The sequence below is a fragment of the Sphingomonas kyeonggiensis genome (genome assembly GCF_014196745.1).
Classification (GTDB): domain Bacteria; phylum Pseudomonadota; class Alphaproteobacteria; order Sphingomonadales; family Sphingomonadaceae; genus Sphingomonas; species Sphingomonas kyeonggiensis.
On the sequence record NZ_JACIEH010000001.1, the window covers coordinates 493474 to 511905 of the forward strand.

The following is an 18432-nucleotide window of genomic DNA, read 5'->3' on the forward strand; positions in this document are numbered from 1 at the left end:
CTTCGCCGACGGCCCCTCCACCATTCGCTGCGCGAATGGTCCCCCTCCCCGAGACAAGCTCGGGGAGGATTTGAGAACCGTCACCCCCCGATACTCCCTTAGGCTTCGCCGGCCACTTCGCCGATCAGGCCCGACTCGTTCGCCGCGCGCTGCTGGAGGTAGATGCCGCCGAAATCGATCGGCTCGAGCAGCAGCGGCGGGAAGCCGCCGTCGCGCACCGCGTCGGCCAGCACGCGGCGGGCGAACGGGAAGAGCAGGCGCGGGGCCTCGCCGAGCAGGAAGCCGTCGAGCGCCTCGCCCTCGGGCACGTTGCGGATGCCGAACAGGCCGGCATAGGACAGGTCGACGATGAACGCGGTCTGGCTCTCGGCAGTCGCGCGGACTTCGATCTTGAGCACGACTTCGAACACCTCGTCGGCGACCTTGCCCGAGCCGATGTTGAACTGCACGTCGATCGCAGGCGCAGTCGGGCTCTGGAAGATGGCCGGGGCGTTCGGGTTCTCGAACGAGAAGTCCTTCACATATTGCGACAGCAGGCCGGCGGCCGGAGCGGTGTCTTCACCGTTGGCTGCGGGCTCGCCGAATTCGGCGATCGTGTCGTTCTCGGCCATTACAAAATCCTCTTTTCGGAAAGTTTCGCGCTATTGAAGCGTTGGATCGGTTGCGCGCCTAGCAGGCGGGCGCATTGGTTTCAATTGCCCCCGGTTTTGGCCGGATTTGAAACCGGCGCCGCTTAGGCCTATGTTAACCGGCGAAGCGTTTGGAGGCGTAGTGTACACGATAATCCTGTTCGCAATGGTGGCCGGTTTCCTGGCACTCCGACTCTATGCCGTGCTCGGCAAGCGCACCGGCCATGAGCAGGCATTGCCCAAGCCGAGCGAGGAGCGCGTGGCCGTGCCGCCCGCGGCCCGCACCATCGACCAGACTCCCGAGGTTCGCGAGATCGGTGCCCGGGTGATCGGTACCGGCGCGGAGACGGGCCTGAAGGCCGTGATCGCCGCCGATTCCAGCTTCGACGTCGCCCAGTTCGTCGACGGCGCCAAGAGCGCGTACAAGATGATCCTCGAAGCCTTCTGGAAGGGCGACGAGGATACGCTGGCCTGGCTGGTGGAAGACGATGTCCGTGCCGGCTTCGCCCAGGCGATCGCCGACCGCAAGGCTGCCGGCCATGTGCTCGAGAATCGCCTGGTCGCGATCGAGCGCGCGCTGATCTCGGACGCCGTGGTCGAGGGCAAGGTCGCCCGCATCACCGTGCGCTTCGACGCCGATATCGCAGCGGTGACGCGCGATGGCGAAGGCAATGTGGTCGCCGGCTCGCTGAGCGACGCAGTCGAGACCCACGACATCTGGACCTTCGCGCGGAACCTCCGCAACGACGATCCCAACTGGAAGCTCGTCGAGACCGACGAAGCCTGAAGAAGGGCCATTCAATGCGAATCTGGGGGGGAGTCGCGCTCGCGGCGCTGTTGAGCGCCTGTTCGGGCGGGGTGGTGCCGCATTCGGTCGAGCCGGGGTACAGTCCGCCGCCGCGCCACGTGCCGCGCGAGACCCCGCGTGAAAATCCTCGGGTGTCCGAGCCGCATGGCAATCCCGCGGTGCGCCAGCCGATCCCGGCGACACCGCTGGCCGCCATCCCGGCGCCCGCTGCACCCGCCGGAACGCTCACCGCGTCCTCGGCCGGGCTGCTCGCCGGGCCTTCGCTCGACTCACTGCCGCTGAGCGATGCCGGCGCGGCGCGCGCGCTGACCGCCTATCGGCTGAGCTGCCCTTCGCTGGTGCGCCGCACCGATGCTAGCGGGCTCACCCAGGGACGCGACTGGCAGCCTTCGTGCGACGCGGCCAAGACCTGGCCAGAGCGCGATGCGCGTGCCTTCTTCTCCCGCTGGTTCGAGACGGTGCAAGTCGCCGACGGCAAGGCGCAGGCGACCGGCTATTACGAGCCCGAGATCGCCGGATCGCGGCATCGCCGGTCGGGATACGAGGTCCCGGTCTATGCCAAGCCGGACGACATCATCGAAGTCGATCTCGGCCAGTTCTCTGCCGACATGAAGGGCAAGAAGATCCGCGGCCGCGTCGCGGGGAAGACCTTCATCCCCTATTACGACCGCAAGGACATCGACCAGGGCGCGCTCGATGGGCGTGGGCTCGAGATCGCCTGGGCGGCGGATCCGATCGAGCTGTTCTTCCTGCAGATCCAGGGCTCGGGCCGGCTGCGCGGGCCGAACGGCGAAATGATGCGCATCGGTTTCGCCGGGCAGAACGGTCGCGAATATGTCGGCATCGGCGCGCTGATGCGCGAGCGCGGGCTGCTCCAGCCGGGCAAGGCCTCGATGCAGGGCATCATGGAATATCTGCGCACCCATCCCGAGGAGGGGCGCGACATCATGTGGGAGAACAAGAGCTATGTGTTCTTCCAGGAACTGAAGGGCGCAGGGCCGAACGGTTCGCTCGGGCTGCCCGTCACGGGGCAGGTGAGTGCCGCGGTCGATCCCAAGTTCATCCCGCTCGGCGCGCCGGTGTTCCTCTCGATGGACCGCGCCGAGGCGAACGGACTGTGGATCGCCCAGGATACCGGCGGGGCGATCAAGGGCTCCAACCGGGTCGATACCTTCTGGGGCGCCGGCGACGATGCCCGGGCGATCGCGGGCGGCATGAACGCGCGCGGCACGGCCTGGCTGCTGCTGCCGGCGGGGACGCTCAGCCGGCTGGGCGGTGCGCCGATCGCCACGGTGCCGGCGCCGACTCACCAGCGGTGAGGCGCCTCGCGCCCGAGGAAGCGGCGCTGTGGAAACGCGTGATCGCCAGCGTGACGCCGCTCGAGGCGCGTCCGGTCAAGTCGGTCGAGGCGATCGAGAAATCGGTGACGCCTGCGCCTTTGCCGATGCCGGGGGCGCCCAAGGTGAAGGGGCGGGTACCGCCGCTGCGTGCGCCCACGCCGACGCCTCCGCCAGCGCGCAGAGCGGCCGCCAACACGCTCGACGCTTCCTGGGATCGCCGGCTGGGGCGCGGCCTGGTCTCGCCCGAATCGACGGTAGACCTGCACGGTCACACTTTGTCCTCGGCCTATGACCGGCTCGATTTCGGGCTGGAGGTGGCGATCGCGCGGGGCGACCGGGTGCTGCTGCTCGTCACCGGCAAGCCGCCGCGGCCGGAATCCGAGCGTCCCCATGCCCGCGGCGCGATCCGCGCGGCGGTCGGCGACTGGCTTGCCGCGTCGCGCTTCTCGGATCGTATCGCTGCCGTAAGAACCGCGCATTCCCGCCACGGCGGCACCGGAGCCCTCTATATAGTCCTGCGTCGGCCCCGAGAGAATTCTTAACCTCTCTCTGCGATTGATCGTCCTCGGGTCGCCGCTGGATTGCACCGGCAGGCCAGGGATTCTGGGGGACGGGCGGAGCATAGTGGAAGGATTCTCGCTCAAGAGCCGTGCGATAGCCTTTGCGATGTGCGCCGGTGCGGTGGCGTTCATCCTCGCGCTGGCGGCTGCCTCCTCGCCCGGACTGATCACCGTCGAGAGTGCCGGACGCGCACTGATCGCCGCGATCGTCTGCGGCGTGATGTGCTGGGCCTCGGCCGAGCGCAGCATCGCTTCCACCGCCGAAGCCATCGACGCCGCGATCGAGCGCCTCCAAGGCGCCGCCAATGGCGATCTGCAGAGCGGCATCCCGCCCCAGGTGCATGAATCGGTGCCGACGCTGGCGCGGGCGATGGACGGGCTGTTCAGCCAGCTCCACGCCAATCTGGAGAGCGTCCAGCGGCTGGCGATGTTCGATCCGGTGACCTCGCTGCCCAACCGCACCAATTTCCGCCGCACGGCCGAACGCATGCTTTCGGAGCTGCCGACGGGCAATGTCGCGGTGCTCTATTTCATCGATCTCGATCGCTTCAAGCACGTCAACGACACGCTGGGCCATGCCACCGGCGACGCGCTGCTCGCCATGGTCGCCAATCGCCTGCGCGCCGTCGCCGACCGCTTCGCCGCCGAGGCCGACGCCCGGCCGCCGCTGATCGGGCGCCTGGCCGGCGACGAGTTCACCATGTTCTTCCCGACGCTGCGCAATGTGCGCGACGCCGAGCGGATCGGCCGCGGCATCCTCTATGCCCTGTCCGAGCCGTTCGACCTGGCCGACCAGGAAGTGTCGATCGGCGCCTCGATCGGCATCGCGCTGCGCCCCGAGCATGGCACGACGCTGCACGACCTGATGCGCGCCGCCGATGCCGCCATGTACCATGCCAAGGCGATGGGCCGCGGCCGCGCCGAGCATTTCACCGAGATCCTCGCCGCCGAGATCGCCGACCGCGCCCGGCTGGAGAGCGATCTGCGCGAAGCGGTGGACAAGGACCAGTTCACCCTCGTCTACCAGCCCCAGGTCTCCGCCGGCGACGGGCGCATCGTGGCGGCTGAAGCGCTGCTGCGCTGGCGCCATCCGGACGGGCTCAAGATGCCCGGTACCTTCATCCAGCGCGCCGAGGAGACCGGCCTGATCGTCGAGATCGGCGAATGGGTGGTCGAGAGCGTCGCCGAGACGATCTCGCGCTGGGGCCGCCTCGGCATCCAGCAGCGGCTCGCGGTCAACATCAGCCCGCGCCAGCTCGATCATGCCAGCTTCTTCCGCAAGCTGCGCGAGGCGATGCTGGCGGCCAATGCCCCGGCGCACCTGCTCGAGCTGGAGATCACCGAGACGCTGGCGATGCATTGCTCGAGCGAAGTGCTCGAAGCGATCGCCCTGCTGCGCCATGACGGCGCGACCATCGCGATCGACGATTTCGGCACCGGTTATTCGAACATCGCGCGCCTGCGCAAGCTGCCGATCGACCGCATCAAGCTTGATCGCAGCCTGATCGAGCATGTCGCCAACAGCGCCGAAGCGCGGACGATCGCCCAGGCGCTGATCGGCCTGATCCACGGCCTGAACTGCGAGGCGGTGGCCGAGGGCATCGAGAGCGAGGACCAGGCCACCGTGCTGCGCGTCATCGGTTGCGACATCCTCCAGGGCTATGCCGTGGCGACGCCGATGGAGGAGGACGCCTTCCTCGAATGGGCGCGCGGCATCGAGCCGCAGCGGATCGCGGGGTAACCCCCCATCATCCCGGCGAAAGCCGGGGTCTCGTGCCGTATCGCGCCGTCGCCTGAGATCCCGGCTTTCGCCGGGATGACGGTTTGGGTCAGGCGAACGCCCGCTTCAGGATTTCCGCATAGACGTCCGTCAGCGCGACCAGGTCGGGAAGCGCCACGGCCTCGTCGAGCTTGTGCATCGTCGCGTTGAGCAGGCCGAACTCCACCACCGGGCAGAGCTTCGAGAGGAAGCGGGCGTCGGAGGTGCCGCCGGTGGTCGAAAGCTCGGTCTCGACGCCCAGCCGGTCGCGGATGGCGCCGGAGATCAGCGTGGAGAGCTCCCCAGGCTCGGTGAGGAACGCTTCGCCATAGACCCGGCCCTTGACGATCCCCGCCGGCGCATGGCTCTGCACGATCTCCTCGATCCGGGCGATCAGGTCCGGGCCATATTGCTGGTCGTTGAAGCGGATGCTTATCCGCGCCCTGGCCTCGCCGGGAATGACGTTGGTGGCGGGATTGCCGACGGTCAGGTCGATGATCTCGATGTTCGAGGGTTGGAACCAGGCATTGCCCTGGTCGAGGGTGATCGCATCGATCTCGGCCAGCGCGCGGACGAGGCGGGGGACCGGATTGTCGGCGAGGTGCGGATAGGCGACATGGCCCTGCTTGCCCGGCACCACGATGTCGATAACCGTCGAGCCGCGGCGGCCGATCTTGATCATGTCGCCGAGCCGATGCTGCGAGGTGGGCTCGCCGACCAGGCACAGGTCGGGCAGCAGGCCGCGCTCGGCCATCCGCTCGATCAGCCGGGGCGTGCCATAGGTGGCGGGGCCTTCCTCGTCCCCGGTGATGATCAGGGTGGTCACGCCGCCCTCGACCCGGGCCGCGGCGGCGACGAAGGCGGCAATGGCACCCTTCATGTCCACCGCGCCGCGGCCATAGAGCAGGCCGCCGCGCACTTCCGGCTCGAAGGCGCCGCTGGTCCAGCCCTGGCCCGGCGGCACCACGTCGAGATGGCCGGCAAAGGCGAAGTGGCGGCCGCTGGTGCCCCGCACCGCGAGCAGGTTCTCGACCGGCCCCTCGGGCGCCTCGCCCTCGATGAAGCGCTCGACCTTGAAGCCGAGCGGGAGGAGGGCGGCCTCCAGCACGTCGAAGACGCTGCCGCGTGCAGGCGTCACGCTTTCGGCGGCGATCAGGGCCTTGGTGAGTTCGATGGCGTCGGGCAAGATGGTCTCCGGCATTGGTGGAGGTGGCATTGCCCAAGCGCGACAAGGATACAATCCCGGCACGGAGGGGCGGCGCATGATGGCACTGCTGATCGCGGCATTGCTGGCATCCGGGCAGGAGGCCGCAACCACGCCCGTGCCGACGCCGGGCCTGTGCCGGCTGACCGGCATCAAGGTGGAGATGCTCGCGGATTCGGAGACGCTCGCCCGCGAGCGATATCGCACCGCCGAGGAAGGGCGCATCGGCCAGGCGCGGAATGGAAAGCTCAAGGCGACGGCGGCGGTGCTCAATCGCCGGTTCGGCACCGTGCAGCCTTCTCGCACCGAACTCCAACTGAGCGACGGCCTGGACAACGAGGCGCTACTGCGGCTCGCTGATGCCTGCCTCCGCTGGCGCCAATAGGTTTCCCGATGCCCAAGCTCGATCTCGATGCCATCCCGCAGACCAATGCGACCGGCTATCCCCCCGAATTTGCCGGGCCAGTGCAGGGGCGCTGGTATCGCCGGCTGGCCCCGGCGAGCGGGATCACCGATTTCGGCTACAGCCATGTCACGCTCGAGCCCGGCGCCTGGTCCGCGCAGCGGCACTGGCACCAGGGCGAGGACGAGTTCGTCGTCATGCTGTCCGGCGAGGCGGTGCTGGTCGATGATGGCGGCGAGACGATCATGCGACCGGGGGACGTCGCGGCCTTTCCCAAGAATGACGGCAATGGGCATGTGCTGCAGAACCGTGGCGACACGCCCTGTGTGTACATCGCAGTGGGCAAGCCGTCCGTGACCGACTGCCATTATCCCGACATCGACATGCATCTGCCGGCGGGGCAGGGGTTCCGGCGGAAGGACGGGAGCGGGTTCTGACCGACCCGTCCCTCCGCCGATCAGATCAGTCGCAGCCGTAGTAGATTTCTTCGCTTTCGAGCGAGGGGACGCCGACGCGGACGATATGCCCGTCGCAATAGAAGACGTTCTGGCCGACGATGCTGGTGTGGCTCTCGTCGCTGTAGAACACGACGACATATTCCTGCCGGCCATGCATCGCCGCCTGGGCGGGAAGGGCGATGTTGGCGGCGAGCACGGCGAACAGTCCGGCGATCTTCAGAGCGGTTTTCATGCAACGACTCCTCGATTGAGAAGATCGAATAAGGGATTGATCCGACTGCCAAATCAATCCGGAACCCGGTCCGAAGTGGTTCAGAGGATCAGCGCCTGCATCCTGGTGTAACGGTCCTGGCGATCCGTCCAGCCATTGGGATCCTTGGTCGATGTGGGGCTGCCGCGGTTGATGCCGTTGGATACGGCCTTGAGGTTGTCCTGGTCCGCCCAGCCGTTGAGGCTGCAATTGTCCCAATAGGCGCAGAAGGCGAGCAGGCCGAGCGACCAGATCTCGAGCAGTTCGGGATTGCTCTCCAGATCGATGCCGAGCTTGCGGCCATAGAGCCGGTAGTTGGCGCGGCCGGTGAGCTGGCCGGGGCCGCGGCCGAGATAGCGCAGGCCGTCGCCCGGCTGGTCATTGCCCAGCCCCGCATGCATTTCATATTTCTTCTGCGCCGCCGTCGGCCCCCAGATCTCGCGATTGTACCGGAAGCCGCCGCTCTCGTGCGCGCACTGGGCCATGAAATGGGCGAGGCGCAGCCCGTTCTCGACCAGCCCATAGGTGCGGAAGTGGACATTGGCGGCGAGGCCGAGCTCCGGCGCGATTTCCGCCTTGGCGCCCGCCTTGAGGAACAGGGCGGTCAGCGTGTCGCGTCCCAATGCGCCATCGTCCGACACGCCGAGACGCTGCTGGAGCTTCTTCACATCGAACATGGGCCATTCCCCGGCTGATCCGCGCGACACGGTGGAATCTTGCTCGGGGGAAGCCTGCGCGCGGCGGCGTGGCCGTGCAAGGGGATCAGACCGTATCGGCTTCGAATTGCTGGATCACCCAATCCTCCTCCTGCGCCCCGGCGATCCAGTCCTGCATGAAGGGATGCTGGAGCACCGCGTTCATATAGGCGGGGGCGAAGCGGGCGACGGGGAGCGAATAGGTGACGAGGCGCGTCACCACGGGCGCGAACATGATGTCCGCCGCGCCGAACTCGCCGAACAGGAACCGGCCCTCGCCGCCGAAACGGGCACGCGCCTGGGCCCAGAGCTCCATGATCCGGCCGATATCCTGGATCACGTCGGTATCGGGCGTCTTGGGCGGATAGACCTGGCGCACGTTCATGCTGTGCTTGCGGCGCAGCGCTGCGAAGCTGGAATGCATCTCCGCGGCCATCGATCGGGCCATGGCGCGCGCGGCCGGGTCTTCCGGCCAGAACCTGGTGTTGCCGGTCTTGTCGTTGAGATACTCGACGATGGCGAGGCTGTCCCAAACCACCGCGTCGCCGTCCCACAGGATCGGCACCTTGCCCGAGGAAGGCGCGAACTCGTCGCCTTCGCGGCGCTGCTCCCAATCCTGGTCGTACAGCGGCACGACCACTTCCTCGAAGGGCAGGCCGGATTGCTTGCAGGCGAGCCAGCCGCGCAGCGACCAGGAGGAATAGGCCTTGTTGCCGATGTAGAGCTTCATGGCAGCCGGGATAGCGGGCGGTTGGCCGGGGGGCAATCGCATGCGGTGTGCCGAACTGGAAACGGTGACATCTTGTCTTGCCAACGTAACGAAATCGCTTGAATAATTGGGCCGCAGATATGGGGGGATCCATGCGCGGCAAGTGGTTCGGGTCGACGGCATTGGCCGCGGCGGCCCTTGGTATTGGTTTTCCGGCGGCGGTTTCCTCGCAGACCGCGCCGGCGGCATCGTCGGTGCCGACAGCTGCGCCGGCTGCGCGGCCGACCCGCTTCGACACCTCGGTCTTCGCCGAGCTGCCGGCGATCGAGGCGCCTTCGCTTTCCCCCTCCGGAAACAAGATCGCCGCGCGCATCGCGGTGAACGGCGTCCAGTATTTCGGCATCTATCCGATAGGGGGCGGGGACCCGGCGATCGTGGCGCTGGGCGATACCGACCTGAACTGGTGGCGCTGGGTCAACGACGACTGGCTGGTCATCGGCATCGGTCAGATGGTGCCGGTAGAGTCCGAGGAATGGTACCTCACGCGCGCGTTCGGCGTGAAGGCCGACGGCAAGAAGCTGGTGAAGCTCAACAAGGAAACCGCCGGCCAGAACGGGTCCGACCTGGTCTGGGTGGCGCGGGACGGCTCGCCGCGGGTCCTGCTGGCCTCGCAGAACTCGATCTATGGCGACAATGCCGATTTCTGGCCGCGGGTCGACGAGATCGACGTCACCACCGGCCGCGCGAAGCGGGTCCAGTCCGGCCAGTCCAGCGTGTGGAACTGGTATGCTGACGGCAATGGCATCGTCCGGATGGGCTATGGCCTGTCCGACGACGGGCGCAAGCGGCGGCTCTATTATCGCCAGCAGCGCGGCGAGCCCTTCCGCGTGATCGACAAGACGACCTCGATCGATGACTCGCTGGAAGTGCCGGCGCTGTTCCTGAACGACCCGACCAAGGCGCTGATCATCGGCGACGATGCCGAGGGCTATTCGGCACTGTACGAATATGACCTGACCAAGCTGGAGCGCGGCAAGCAGCTCTTCGCGTCCAAGGGCTATGACATTGGAGGCCTGTGGAGCGATCCCACCGGCGCCGGCTATCTCGGCATCGACGTGACCCGCGACAGGCCGGGCATGGTGTGGACCGACCCGGCGATGATCGCGCTGCAGAAGCGGCTCGACGCCATGATCAAGGGCGGGCAGCCGGAGATCATCTCGATGAGCCGCGATCACGGCACGGTGATCTTCCGGGCGGGCGCCGCTTCGGGGCCGGGCGGCTATTTCCTGTTCCATGCCGCCGATGGCACGGTCGAGATGATCGGCAGCGTCAATCGCACGTTGGGGATGAAGCTGGTCCATCCGGTGCGCACGATCCGCTACAAGGCGCGCGACGGGCTCGAGATACCGGCGGTGCTCACCCTGCCGAGCGGCGATCCGCACAATGCTCCGCTGATCGTGATGCCGCATGGCGGCCCCTTCGCGCGCGACACCGAGGAGTGGGACTGGTGGACGCAGTTCCTCGCGGATCGCGGCTATGTGGTGATCCAGCCCAATTATCGCGGCTCCTCGGGCTATGGCACCAAGTTCACCCGCAAGGGGCTGGGCCAATGGGGCCTGGCGATGCAGGACGACCTGGACGATGCGGTGACCGCGCTCGCCGGGCAGGGGATGATCGATCCCAAGCGGGTCTGCATGGTCGGTGCTTCCTATGGCGGCTATGCGGCGATGCGCGCGGCGCAGCGGGACGGATCGCGCTATCGCTGCGCGGTCTCCTATGCCGGCGTGTCCGACCTCAACCGGATGCTGCGCTTCAACAGCAACTTCCTGGGCGCCGGTGCGCGGCAGGACTGGCTGCGCCAGCAGGTGGGGGATTTGAAGGGCGTGTCGCCGCTCAACTTCCCCGAGCAGTTCTCGACGCCGATCCTGGTCGTCCATGGCAAGAAGGACCGCACCGTGCCGGTCTCGCAATCGCGGCTGATGGCCAAGCGGCTGAAGGATGCGGGCAAGAACGCGACCTATATCGAGCAGCCCGAGGGCGATCACCATTTCACCCGCGAGGCGGATCGGCTAGAGTTCCTCAAGGCGCTCGAGGCGTTCCTGGCGAAGTACAACCCGGCCTGAGCGGCGAGCATGGGCTTGATGCATATGCATATGCATATGCATGATGCATATGCATCATTGTTCGATCGGCTTGATGCATGTACATCATGTATATGCATCAAGAGTCGCTCCCTGCCGTCTGCGCCTGCACCATGCTGCGCAAGGCCGCCCGCACCGTAGGCCGTGTCTATGACGAGGCGCTGGCCAGCCATGGCATGACCACGGCGCAGTTCGCGATCCTGCGCCATGTCGCGCGCGAGGAGCCGCTGGCGCTCAGCCGGCTGGCCGAACAGCTCCAGATGGACCGCAGCTCGCTCTACCGCGCGCTGGCGCCGATCGAGAAGCGCGGCTGGGTGGTGGTGAAGCCCGGTGCCGGGCGCAGCAAATGCGCGACCTTGTCCGAGACGGGCAGGGCGGCGCTCCATGCCGCCGAGCCCGACTGGGCCGCGCTCCAGCAGCGAGTGGAGGACGAGGCGGGCTCGGCGCTCTGGTCGGTGATGAAGGCCGGGCTCAAGTCGCTCACCCAAAGCGTCGAGCGGGCGGGGGCGCAGGCATGATCGCTTTGCTGTCCCGCCTGCCGGTCGGCGGGCGCGGTTATGCCGGCATCGTCGCGGCGATCACCTTCGTGGCGTTGCTGGTCTCGGCGGGGCTGCGTTCGGCGCCGGGCGTGATGATGCTGCCGCTCGAGCAGCATTTCGGCTGGGACCGCGCGACCATCTCCGCCGCCGCCGCGATCGGCATCTTCCTCTACGGGCTGGTCGGTCCCTTCGCCGCCGCGCTGATGCTCTCCGTGGGCATCAAGCGGACGATGCTGGGCGGGCTGGTGCTGATGTCGCTGGCGACCTTCTCCAGCCTGTGGATGTCCGAGCCCTGGCAATATGTGCTGAGCTGGGGCGTGTTCTCGGGCGTGGGCAGCGGTGCGGTGGCGTCGGTGCTGGGCGCGGCGGTGGTCAATCGCTGGTTCGCCACCCGCCAGGGCCTGGTGATGGGCATGCTCACCGCCAGCACCGCGACCGGTGCTCTGGTATTCCTGCCGTTGCTCGCCTGGCTGGCCGAAGGCGGAGCGTGGCGGCCGGTGGCACTCGCGGTATCGATCGCCAGCGCCTGTGTTATCCCGCTCGTGCTGTTCTTCGTGCCCGAGCACCCGCAGCAGCTGGGCGTGCGCCGCTTCGGCGAGACCGAGGAAAGCGCGCCGCCGCCACCGATGAAGCAGGCCTCCACGCCGGCACTGGCCTTCACCGCGCTGTTCCGCGCCTCGAAGAGCATGACCTTCTGGCTGTTGTTCGGCACCTTCTTCGTCTGCGGCCTGACCACCAACGGGCTGGTCGGCACCCATCTGATCGCATTCTGCGGCGACCATGGCATCGCGCCGGTGCAGGCGGCGGGGCTGCTCAGCCTGATGGGCCTGTTCGACCTGATCGGCACCACGGCATCGGGCTGGCTGACCGACCGCTACGACCCCCGCAAGCTGCTGTTCGTCTATTACGGGCTGCGCGGGCTTTCGCTGCTGGCGCTGCCGTTCCTCGACTTCAGCGCCTCCAGCCTGTTGCTCTTCGCGATCTTCTACGGCCTCGACTGGATCGCGACGGTGCCGCCGACGGTGAAGCTGGCCAACGTCCATTTCGGTGAGCGGGACGCGCCGATCGTGTTCGGCTGGGTGATGGTGGGGCACCAGATCGGCGCGGCGACCGCGGCATTCGGTGCCGGTGCGGTGCGGGCCTGGACGGGGACCTATACCCCGGCGTTCCTGGTGGCGGGCGCCTTCGGGCTCGTGGCGGCGGTGGCGATCCTGGCGGCTCGGGCGGAGAAGCCGGGCACGCGGCTGGCGATGGCCTAGGCCGCGCGCAGCGTTCCCAGGAAGCGCTGCATCTCGCCGAGCAGGCGGCGGGCCTGGCCGACCAGCTCGTCGGTGGCGGCGTCCATCTCCGCAGTGGTGCGGGCCGCGGCATCGGTGGCGCTCTCGGCGCTGGCGACCCCGGCCTGGAGATCGGCGGTGAGCGAGGCGGCGGTACCGGCATAGCTCTGGATCGATCGGATCACGTCGCCCTGGCGAGTCATCGCATCGCCGACCGCGCCGCCGACTTCGCCGATCCGGTCGAAGCTGCCGCGCATCTCGCCGACGATCGAGGTGGTCGCCTGCACCGCGTCGCTCATCCGGGTGAGCTGGGCGCGGATATCGCCGGTGGCATGCGCGGTCTGGGCGGCGAGACTCTTCACTTCCTGCGCGACGATCGCGAAGCCGCGGCCTGCCTCGCCGGCACGGGCGGCCTCGATGCTGGCGTTGAGCGCGAGCAGATTGGTGCGCGCGGCGATCTCGGCGATCATGTCGGCGATGCTGCCGACGCTTGCGCTGTGCTCGACCAGGGTGGCGAAGCGGGCGTCGGCCGAGCGGGAAAGGTCGTGGAGATGCGCGGTGGTCTCGGCCTGGGCGCCGAGGCTGGCTTCGACCGCGACGAGCGACAGGCCGAGATTGGCCGATTCCTCGAGCAGGGTGGAAGCGCCGGTATCAGCCCGCGCGGCACGACCGGCCATGCCGCGGATCTCGTCATGCGTGGCGAGGGTGGAGGTCTTGAGCCCATCGGCCGAGACGCGGGTCTGTTCGGCGGCGGCGGCGAGTTCGCTGATCGCGGAGACGAACTGGCGTTCGAACTGGTCGGCGATGCGGGCGATCTCGGTGCGACGGTCGCGCTCGCTGTCGATCTGCGCGCGGTGGCGGGCTTCGGCGGCGGAGGCGACCTGCTGCAGCTCCTCGCGCTGGGCGGCGGCGCGCAGCAGGTCGCGCTCGCTGGCGGCGCGGGCAAGCGCCTCGCCCTGGGCGAACTGTTCGCTGACCAGCGCGGCCTGGCCGACCACGGTGCGGGCGAGGAGCACGACGAAGACGGCCAGGAAGACGAACACGCCTGCCGGGATGTTGGCGAAAATGGCGTAGAGCGCGCAGATCACCACGGCGATGCCGAGATAGGCGAGGCTGGCGGGTGGCAGCGGCGCATAGCGCAGCGCCCCGATCGCGGCGACGCCGGCGATGGTGGTCGTCGTGACGATCAACTGCTGGTCGGTGGCGCCGAGACCGAGCGTCGACAGGAACAGGAACCAGCCGAGGGCGACCGCGGCGGCTTCGATCACCGTGGCGCGCAGGGCGCTGGGAGTATCGGTCACCTGCCAGTCCTGTGCGCGGCCGTTGCGCCAGCGGACGAGCGCGGCGGTGCTGATCGCCAGATGGAGCGAGAAGGCGGAGATCTGCCAGGGCAGATAGCCATTGTCGTGGATCATCAGGATCAGCACCAGGCTGACGAAGATGCTGGCCACGAAGGAAACGGGATAGGCGCGCTGGATGGCGATGCCATGGGCGCGCATCAGGCTGGTCGGCAGCGCCGCCCATTTGCCCCAGAACGCCCCCTTCAGGGCCTCGAGTCTAGCCTCTCCCATCCGGCCCGCTGTAACCGTGCATGGTTACCAGCCCGTTTACAGTCGCATATGGATTCCACGGCGGTGGAGCGGGATGAGCAGGGCGATCACGAGCAGCAGCACCGCCAGCGCGAAGAGGAAGGAGGCGAGGAGGAGGTTGCCGGGGAGCAAGGCGGCAAGGCCGTCCCACGCCCAGGCCTGGAAGCCGGTGCGCATCGCGGCGAGCGAGAGCAGCAGCGAGAGGAGATAGCCGAGGATCGCGTTCATTCCCAGCACGTCGAGCGGCCATAGCGCCTTGCGCACCGTGGTGCTGCGCGACGCGACGATGCAGCCGGTGAACAGGATCGCCGACAGGCCCGAGGTCCACAGCGCGAAGCTGCTGGTCCACAGCTTCTTGTTGAGCGGGAAGGCGAAGGAGAAGGCATAGCCGAGCGCGGCGAGGACGATGCCGGCGAGCAGGATGCGCATCGTCGCGCGATCGGGCGCGGCCTTCCACCACAAGGCGGCCAGGGCGCCGAGCAGCACGTTGACCAGGGCGGGAAGGGTGGAGAGCAACCCCTCGGGATCATAGACCACGTTGCCCGCCGCATCGGTGCCCATGCGGTACATGTGATGGGTGGTGACCGCGATCCGGTCGACATAGCCGGCGAGATTGCCCTCGGGGCTCAGGTCGCCCGCGACATGATCGGGAGTGGGGACGAAGCTGAGCAGCGCCCAATAGCCGAGCAGGATGACGGCGCTGGCGATGCCAAGGGCAGAAGCGCTCAGATGGGCCCGCCCTTCGGCATCCTTGCGCGCCGTGAGGATCGCCAGCGTGGCGGCGAGCCCATAGCAAAGGCCGAGACGGGGGAGCACGCCGAACACCCGGAAGTCGGCCAGGCCGGGACGGGCGAGCATCTGCCACGCCCATCCGATAATGATTAGCAATAGCGTGCGGCGAAGCACGCGATTCCACAGCTTTGCGTCGACGATGCGCGGGAAGGACAGGCCGAGCGCCACACCCATCGCGCAGAGAAAGGCGGGGAATACCAGGTCGGTCGGAGTGAAGCCGTGCCACTCGGCATGATCGAGCGGCCACCAGACATGCGCCCAGCTGCCCGGCGTGTTGACGATCACCATGAAGGCAACGGTCAGCCCCCGGAACAGGTCGAGCCCGCCGAGGCGGGCGGGTGCGCTGGGCGCGTCGGTCATTGGCGATCCCCTCCGGTTGGAGGGGAGTTTGGCGCGGTTGGGGGGAGAGGTCAAAGGGCCGGGAAAATCCTCCCCCGGAGGGGGAGGGGGACCGCCAGCTTCAGCTGGTGGTGGAGGGGTAGCGCGCCTCAGGCGGGACCGCTGGTGGAGACTACCCCTCCACCAGCTTCGCTGGTCCCCCTCCCCCTCCGGGGGAGGATTTGGGAATCAGGCCTTCACATAGACCCAGGCAGTCGCGCCGCTCGCCAGCGGGGCTTCGACGCGCACGTAATTCTCGCTCTCGTACACGTCCGCCGCGGCCAGTTCCTCGGGCGTCAGGCGGAAGACCTTGCCGGTGATGGGCGGGGCGTCGGCATCGGGGACCAGGGCCAGGTGCACTTCGATGCCGCTGGCTTCCAGCACGTCGGGATCGCGGATCGTGATCTCGGTCTGGCGCCAGCCGTGGAGCGTGTCGTCGCTGCCTTCGAGCAGGCGGCCGAACTGGCTCAGTTGCACGCTCGCCAGCTGGAGCGTGCCATAGGAGAAGAGCAGCGCGTCGGCGCCGTTGCTCACCCGATCGCCTCGAGCACCGCGGCGCGCAGCTCGGGGATGCCCATGCCCTTTTCCGACGAGGTCGAGATGATGTCCGGATGCGCGGCAGGGCGCTTGCGTGCCTGCGCCTGGGTCTGCTCGAGGACCTCGGCGAGCTCGGTCGCCTTGATCTTGTCGGTCTTGGTCAGGACGATCCGGTAGCTCACCGCCGCCGTGTCGAGCATGTCGAGAATCTCGTTGTCGACGTCCTTGATGCCGTGGCGGCTGTCGATCAGCACCAGCGCGCGCTTGAGCACGTCGCGCCCGCGCAGGAAGTCGTTCACCAGGTAGCGCCACTGGCGCAGCATGTCCTTGGGCGCCTTGGCGAAGCCATAGCCGGGCATGTCGACCAGGCGGAACTTGAGCGGATCGCCCACGTCGAAGAAGTTCAGCTCCTGCGTGCGCCCCGGGGTGTTCGAGGTGCGCGCCAGGCCGTTGCGGTTGGCGAGCGCGTTGAGCAGCGACGACTTGCCCACGTTCGACCGGCCGGCGAACGCCACCTCGGGCACCACCGGGCTGGGGAGGTGCTCGAGCTTGGGAGCCGATTTCAGGAAGGCGACCGGGCCGGCGAAGATCTTTCGCGCGGCCTCGATCTGATCGTCGTCGAATCCGCTCACTTGGCCTTCGCTTCCTTCTTCATCGGCTGCTTCAGCACCGGGTGGCGCGAATAGAGCCACTGCTGCTGCAGGATGGTGATGCAGTTCGAGGTGATCCAGTAGAGCTGCAGGCCGACGGCGAACGGCGCCATCATGAACATCAGCATCCACGGCATGATCGCGAAGACCTGCTTCTGGATCTCGTCCATCGGCGCCGGGTTGAACTTCATCTGGAAGTACATCGACACGCCGAGCAGCACCGGCACCACGCCGATCGCCAGGAAGCCCGGCGGGGTGAAGTGGAGATAGCCGAACAGGTTGATGATCGTCGCGGGATCGGGCGCCGAAAGATCGCGGATCCACAGCGCGAAGGGCTGGTGGCGCATTTCGATCGTGAGCAGCAGCACCTTGTAGAGCGCGAACATGATCGGGATCTGGAGCAGGATCGGGAGGCAGCCCGCGAGCGGGTTCACCTTCTCTTCCTTGTAGAGCTTCATGATCTCCTGCTGCTGGCGCTGCTTGTCGTCCTTGTGGCGTTCCTGCAGCGCCTTCATCTTCGGCTGGATGACGCGCATGCGTGCCATCGACTCGAACTGCTTGTGCGCGATCGGGAAGAGCAGGCCGCGGATGGTGATCGTCAGCAGGATGATCGCCACGCCGAAATTGCCGACCAGGCGGAACAGCCAGCCGAGATAGTAGAAGATCGGCTTCTCGATCAGGCCGAACCAGCCCCAGTCGATCGCTCGATCGAACTGCGAGATGCCGAACTTCTCCTGATAGCCATCGAGCAGCTTCACTTCCTTCGCGCCGGCGAAGAAGCGGCTGGAATAGGTGACCTTCTTGCCCGGCTCCAGCGTCAGCGCCTGTGCGAGCTGATAATCGGCCTGATAGGTCTGCGCGGTGGTGCCGCGTTGCTGGATCGAGACCGGCACGCGCTGATCGGGGACGAGCGCGGTGAGCCAATAATGATCCGAATAGCCAACCCAGCCGCCGGTGGTGGAGAACTGGCTGGGCGTGCTCTCGACTTCGCTCCACTTGAGATATTTGGCTGCGCCCTGCGACACCGCCATGGGGCCGACATGCGCGGCCCACTGGTCGACGTCGGTGGAACGCTCGCCACGCGACACCAGCGCATAGGGCGTGACCGAGACGGGCGCCTGGCCCACATTGGCCACCGTCTGGCGGATCGTGAACATGTAGTTCTCGTCCACCGCCAGCTCGATGCGGAAGATCTGGCCGGTGGCGGATTTCGCGGTCAGCGTGACCGGCGTGGTCGGGGTAAGCTTGGTGCCGCTAGCCTGCCAGATGGTGTTCTGGTCCGGCGCCTGGACACCGGCGCCCTGCCAGCCGAACTGGGCGAAATAGGACGCCTTGGCGCCACCCGGCGAGAGCAGGCGGACCGGCGGCGAATTCTTGGCGACGGTCTGCCCGTAATCGACCAGGACGAGGTCATCGAAACGCGCGCCCTTGAGGTTGATCGAGCCCTTGAGCAACGGCGTGTCGATCGCGACGCGCGGCGTCTCCGCCAGCACGACATCGCGGTCGCGCATCGTGCTGGGCGAATCGGCGGTGGGGCCTGCGGTGCCCGGGGTCGGCTTCGCGACCTGCTTGCCGTTCACCATCTGGGTGGAGGCGATCTGCTTCTGCTGCGGGAAGAGCCAGTTGGTGACCACGGGCCATGCGAACAGCAGCACCCCCGCGATGACCGCGAACAGCAGAAAATTCTTCTGGTCTTCCTTCACGTACCGATTCC

At 67.5% G+C, this 18432-nt stretch carries 19 protein-coding genes; 9 read left to right on the plus strand and 10 right to left on the minus strand.

Annotated elements, in window-relative coordinates; translation table 11 throughout:
• Positions 1–98 precede the first annotated feature (98 nt).
• The gene (gene secB / locus GGR46_RS02395; protein WP_183994220.1) at positions 99–611 is read right to left on the minus strand and encodes a protein-export chaperone SecB; all 513 of its coding nucleotides are present in this window, start codon (positions 609–611) and stop codon (positions 99–101) included.
• 160 nt (positions 612–771) lie between these two features.
• Between secB and GGR46_RS02400 the strand changes: the two genes are divergently transcribed.
• The 4 genes from GGR46_RS02400 to GGR46_RS02415 all read left to right on the plus strand — a co-directional run bounded on the left by GGR46_RS02400 (position 772) and on the right by GGR46_RS02415 (position 5078).
• The gene (locus GGR46_RS02400; protein ID WP_183994223.1) at positions 772–1416 is read left to right on the plus strand and encodes a Tim44/TimA family putative adaptor protein; all 645 of its coding nucleotides are present in this window, start codon (positions 772–774) and stop codon (positions 1414–1416) included.
• A 14-nt stretch (positions 1417–1430) separates the two neighbouring features.
• On the plus strand, positions 1431–2756 hold the full coding sequence (mltA, locus tag GGR46_RS02405) for a murein transglycosylase A (RefSeq protein WP_183994225.1): 1326 nt from the start codon (positions 1431–1433) through the stop codon (positions 2754–2756).
• Positions 2753–3319 carry a Smr/MutS family protein gene (locus tag GGR46_RS02410; RefSeq protein ID WP_183994227.1) on the plus strand — a complete coding sequence of 189 codons (567 nt, stop codon included), beginning with the start codon at positions 2753–2755 and terminating at the stop codon, positions 3317–3319. The genes mltA and GGR46_RS02410 overlap by 4 nt, the downstream gene beginning before the upstream one ends.
• Positions 3320–3401: 82 nt before the next feature.
• Positions 3402–5078 carry an EAL domain-containing protein gene (locus tag GGR46_RS02415; protein WP_183994229.1) on the plus strand — a complete coding sequence of 559 codons (1677 nt, stop codon included), beginning with the start codon at positions 3402–3404 and terminating at the stop codon, positions 5076–5078.
• Between the two features lie 88 nt (positions 5079–5166).
• On the opposite strand, the gene dapE is transcribed toward GGR46_RS02415, so the two are convergent.
• Positions 5167–6297 carry a succinyl-diaminopimelate desuccinylase gene (dapE, locus tag GGR46_RS02420; protein WP_183994231.1) on the minus strand — a complete coding sequence of 377 codons (1131 nt, stop codon included), beginning with the start codon at positions 6295–6297 and terminating at the stop codon, positions 5167–5169.
• Between the two features lie 64 nt (positions 6298–6361).
• Here dapE and GGR46_RS02425 point away from each other — a divergent pair, with 64 nt between their 5' ends.
• Both GGR46_RS02425 and GGR46_RS02430 read left to right on the plus strand, forming a co-directional pair.
• Positions 6362–6685: a hypothetical protein gene (locus GGR46_RS02425; protein ID WP_221262532.1), complete on the plus strand. Its 324-nt coding sequence runs from the start codon at positions 6362–6364 to the stop codon at positions 6683–6685.
• Positions 6686–6693: 8 nt separating this feature from the next.
• Positions 6694–7140, plus strand: coding sequence for a cupin domain-containing protein (locus GGR46_RS02430; protein ID WP_183994235.1), 447 nt, complete (start codon positions 6694–6696; stop codon positions 7138–7140).
• 25 nt (positions 7141–7165) lie between these two features.
• Here GGR46_RS02430 and GGR46_RS02435 read toward each other — a convergent pair whose 3' ends face one another.
• The 3 genes from GGR46_RS02435 to GGR46_RS02445 all read right to left on the minus strand — a co-directional run bounded on the left by GGR46_RS02435 (position 7166) and on the right by GGR46_RS02445 (position 8836).
• Complete coding sequence (locus GGR46_RS02435) at positions 7166–7393, minus strand: hypothetical protein (protein WP_183994237.1); 228 nt, start codon at positions 7391–7393, stop codon at positions 7166–7168.
• 80 nt (positions 7394–7473) lie between these two features.
• On the minus strand, positions 7474–8088 hold the full coding sequence (locus GGR46_RS02440; protein WP_183994239.1) for a glycoside hydrolase family 19 protein: 615 nt from the start codon (positions 8086–8088) through the stop codon (positions 7474–7476).
• Between the two features lie 85 nt (positions 8089–8173).
• Entirely contained in the window at positions 8174–8836 is a 663-nt protein-coding gene (locus GGR46_RS02445; RefSeq protein WP_183994241.1) for a glutathione S-transferase family protein, read from the minus strand.
• Between the two features lie 131 nt (positions 8837–8967).
• On the opposite strand from GGR46_RS02445, the gene GGR46_RS02450 reads away from it, so the two are divergent.
• The 3 genes from GGR46_RS02450 (at position 8968) to GGR46_RS02460 (ending at position 12754) form a co-directional block, all read left to right on the plus strand.
• Positions 8968–10938 carry an alpha/beta hydrolase family protein gene (locus GGR46_RS02450; RefSeq protein ID WP_183994243.1) on the plus strand — a complete coding sequence of 657 codons (1971 nt, stop codon included), beginning with the start codon at positions 8968–8970 and terminating at the stop codon, positions 10936–10938.
• A gap of 92 nt (positions 10939–11030) precedes the next feature.
• Entirely contained in the window at positions 11031–11474 is a 444-nt protein-coding gene (locus tag GGR46_RS02455; RefSeq protein ID WP_246425874.1) for a MarR family winged helix-turn-helix transcriptional regulator, read from the plus strand.
• Entirely contained in the window at positions 11471–12754 is a 1284-nt protein-coding gene (locus tag GGR46_RS02460) for an MFS transporter (protein WP_183994245.1), read from the plus strand. The genes GGR46_RS02455 and GGR46_RS02460 overlap by 4 nt, the downstream gene beginning before the upstream one ends.
• Here GGR46_RS02460 and GGR46_RS02465 read toward each other — a convergent pair.
• From GGR46_RS02465 to yidC, 5 genes are all read right to left on the minus strand, one after another.
• Positions 12751–14343, minus strand: coding sequence for a methyl-accepting chemotaxis protein (locus tag GGR46_RS02465; RefSeq protein ID WP_183994247.1), 1593 nt, complete (start codon positions 14341–14343; stop codon positions 12751–12753). The genes GGR46_RS02460 and GGR46_RS02465 overlap by 4 nt on opposite strands.
• Before the next feature lie 36 nt (positions 14344–14379).
• Positions 14380–15513 (minus strand): acyltransferase family protein, encoded by a 1134-nt coding sequence (locus GGR46_RS02470; RefSeq protein WP_183994250.1) that lies wholly within the window; start codon positions 15511–15513, stop codon positions 14380–14382.
• A 207-nt stretch (positions 15514–15720) separates the two neighbouring features.
• Entirely contained in the window at positions 15721–16065 is a 345-nt protein-coding gene (locus GGR46_RS02475) for a gamma-glutamylcyclotransferase (protein ID WP_183994252.1), read from the minus strand.
• A complete protein-coding gene (gene yihA, locus GGR46_RS02480; protein WP_183994254.1) occupies positions 16062–16700 on the minus strand; it encodes a ribosome biogenesis GTP-binding protein YihA/YsxC in 639 nt (212 codons plus the stop codon). The genes GGR46_RS02475 and yihA overlap by 4 nt, the downstream gene beginning before the upstream one ends.
• Positions 16697–18421, minus strand: coding sequence for a membrane protein insertase YidC (gene yidC, locus GGR46_RS02485; RefSeq protein ID WP_183994257.1), 1725 nt, complete (start codon positions 18419–18421; stop codon positions 16697–16699). The genes yihA and yidC overlap by 4 nt, the downstream gene beginning before the upstream one ends.
• Positions 18422–18432: the final 11 nt, after the last annotated feature.